This is a genomic window from Vibrio sp. 10N.222.52.C12, assembly GCF_041474215.1.
In the GTDB taxonomy this organism is placed as follows: Bacteria; Pseudomonadota; Gammaproteobacteria; order Enterobacterales; family Vibrionaceae; genus Vibrio; species Vibrio crassostreae_C.
Genome location: NZ_JBFRTR010000071.1, coordinates 1 through 3,026 on the forward strand (window position 1 = coordinate 1; position 3,026 = coordinate 3,026).

General features: G+C 50.4%; 1 rRNA gene. It reads left to right on the plus strand.

Annotated elements, in window-relative coordinates:
• Positions 1-17 precede the first annotated feature (17 nt).
• Positions 18-2,911: ribosomal RNA gene (locus AB4623_RS13610) — 23S ribosomal RNA — on the plus strand.
• Positions 2,912-3,026: the final 115 nt, after the last annotated feature.

Genomic DNA, 3,026 nt, shown 5'->3' on the forward strand with positions numbered 1-3,026 from the left:
ACCCTTTCGGGTTGTATGGTTAAGTGACTAAGCGTACACGGTGGATGCCTTGGCAGTCAGAGGCGATGAAAGGCGTAATAACTTGCGATAAGCCCAGATTAGGTAGTAATAACCTTTTGAGTCTGGGATTCCTGAATGGGGAAACCCACTTACATAAGTAAGTATCCTGTTGTGAATACATAGCAACAGGAGGCAAACCGGGGGAACTGAAACATCTAAGTACCCCGAGGAAGAGAAATCAACCGAGATTCCGAAAGTAGCGGCGAGCGAAATTGGATTAGCCCTTAAGCTTTTAATGATGCAGGTGAAGAGTCTGGAAAGTCTCGCAGTAAAGGGTGATAGCCCCGTAACCGACACATCATAATCAGTGAAAACGAGTAGGGCGGGACACGTGATATCCTGTCTGAATATGGGGGGACCATCCTCCAAGGCTAAATACTACTGACTGACCGATAGTGAACCAGTACCGTGAGGGAAAGGCGAAAAGAACCCCTGTGAGGGGAGTGAAATAGAACCTGAAACCGTGTACGTACAAGCAGTAGGAGCACCTTCGTGGTGTGACTGCGTACCTTTTGTATAATGGGTCAGCGACTTAATTTTAGTAGCAAGGTTAACCGTTTAGGGGAGCCGTAGGGAAACCGAGTCTTAACTGGGCGTACAGTTGCTAGGATTAGACCCGAAACCAGGTGATCTAGCCATGGGCAGGTTGAAGGTTGAGTAACATCAACTGGAGGACCGAACCGACTAATGTTGAAAAATTAGCGGATGACTTGTGGCTAGGGGTGAAAGGCCAATCAAACCTGGAGATAGCTGGTTCTCCCCGAAAGCTATTTAGGTAGCGCCTCGGACGAATACTACTGGGGGTAGAGCACTGTTAAGGCTAGGGGGTCATCCCGACTTACCAACCCTTTGCAAACTCCGAATACCAGTAAGTACTATCCGGGAGACACACGGCGGGTGCTAACGTCCGTCGTGGAGAGGGAAACAACCCAGACCGCCAGCTAAGGTCCCAAAGTATAGCTAAGTGGGAAACGATGTGGGAAGGCTCAGACAGCCAGGATGTTGGCTTAGAAGCAGCCATCATTTAAAGAAAGCGTAATAGCTCACTGGTCGAGTCGGCCTGCGCGGAAGATGTAACGGGGCTAAGCTATACACCGAAGCTGCGGCTACGTACCTTAGGGTATGTGGGGTAGGGGAGCGTTCTGTAAGCCGTTGAAGGTGGTCTGTAAGGGCTGCTGGAGGTATCAGAAGTGCGAATGCTGACATGAGTAACGATAAAGGGAGTGAAAAACTCCCTCGCCGGAAGACCAAGGGTTCCTGTCCAACGTTAATCGGGGCAGGGTAAGTCGACTCCTAAGGCGAGGCCGAAAGGCGTAGTCGATGGGAAACGGGTTAATATTCCCGTACTTCTTACAATTGCGATGGGGGGACGGAGAAGGCTAGGTGGGCCTGGCGACGGTTGTCCAGGTTCAAGTACGTAGGCGGAAAGTTTAGGTAAATCCGGACTTTCATTAACGCTGAGATACGATGTCGAGCTACTACGGTAGTGAAGTCATTGATGCCATGCTTCCAGGAAAAGCCTCTAAGCTTCAGATTGTAAGGAATCGTACCCCAAACCGACACAGGTGGTCGGGTAGAGAATACCAAGGCGCTTGAGAGAACTCGGGTGAAGGAACTAGGCAAAATGGTACCGTAACTTCGGGAGAAGGTACGCTCTTATCAGTGAAGTCCCTTGCGGATGGAGCAGACGAGAGTCGCAGATACCAGGTGGCTGCAACTGTTTATTAAAAACACAGCACTGTGCAAAATCGTAAGATGACGTATACGGTGTGACGCCTGCCCGGTGCCGGAAGGTTAATTGATGGGGTTAGACTTCGGTCGAAGCTCTTGATCGAAGCCCCGGTAAACGGCGGCCGTAACTATAACGGTCCTAAGGTAGCGAAATTCCTTGTCGGGTAAGTTCCGACCTGCACGAATGGCGTAATGATGGCCACGCTGTCTCCACCCGAGACTCAGTGAAATTGAAATCGCTGTGAAGATGCAGTGTACCCGCGGCTAGACGGAAAGACCCCGTGAACCTTTACTACAGCTTGGCACTGAACATTGAACCTACATGTGTAGGATAGGTGGGAGACTATGAAACCGCGTCGCTAGATGTGGTGGAGTCGTCCTTGAAATACCACCCTTGTAGTTTTGATGTTCTAACGTTGGTCCCTGAATCGGGATTACGGACAGTGCCTGGTGGGTAGTTTGACTGGGGCGGTCTCCTCCCAAAGAGTAACGGAGGAGCACGAAGGTGGGCTAAACACGGTTGGACATCGTGTGGTTAGTGCAATGGCATAAGCCCGCTTGACTGCGAGAATGACAATTCGAGCAGGTGCGAAAGCAGGTCATAGTGATCCGGTGGTTCTGAATGGAAGGGCCATCGCTCAACGGATAAAAGGTACTCCGGGGATAACAGGCTGATACCGCCCAAGAGTTCATATCGACGGCGGTGTTTGGCACCTCGATGTCGGCTCATCACATCCTGGGGCTGAAGTCGGTCCCAAGGGTATGGCTGTTCGCCATTTAAAGTGGTACGCGAGCTGGGTTTAGAACGTCGTGAGACAGTTCGGTCCCTATCTGCCGTGGGCGTTGGAAAATTGAAAGGGGCTGCTCCTAGTACGAGAGGACCGGAGTGGACGAACCTCTGGTGTTCGGGTTGTCATGCCAATGGCATTGCCCGGTAGCTAAGTTCGGAATCGATAACCGCTGAAAGCATCTAAGCGGGAAGCGAGCCTTGAGATGAGTTTTCCCTGGCACTATAAGTGTCCTAAAGGGTTGTCGTAGACTACGACGTTGATAGGCAGGGTGTGTAAGTGCTGCGAGGCATTGAGCTAACCTGTACTAATTGCCCGTGAGGCTTAACCATACAACACCCAAGGGGTTTTGTGGACTCAAAGAAATACCAAACGCTTGAATGAGTTTGAAGAGATAGACTTTTAAATACAGTTTTCCAGATTATTTTGCCTTCAGTTTTTAAAAAA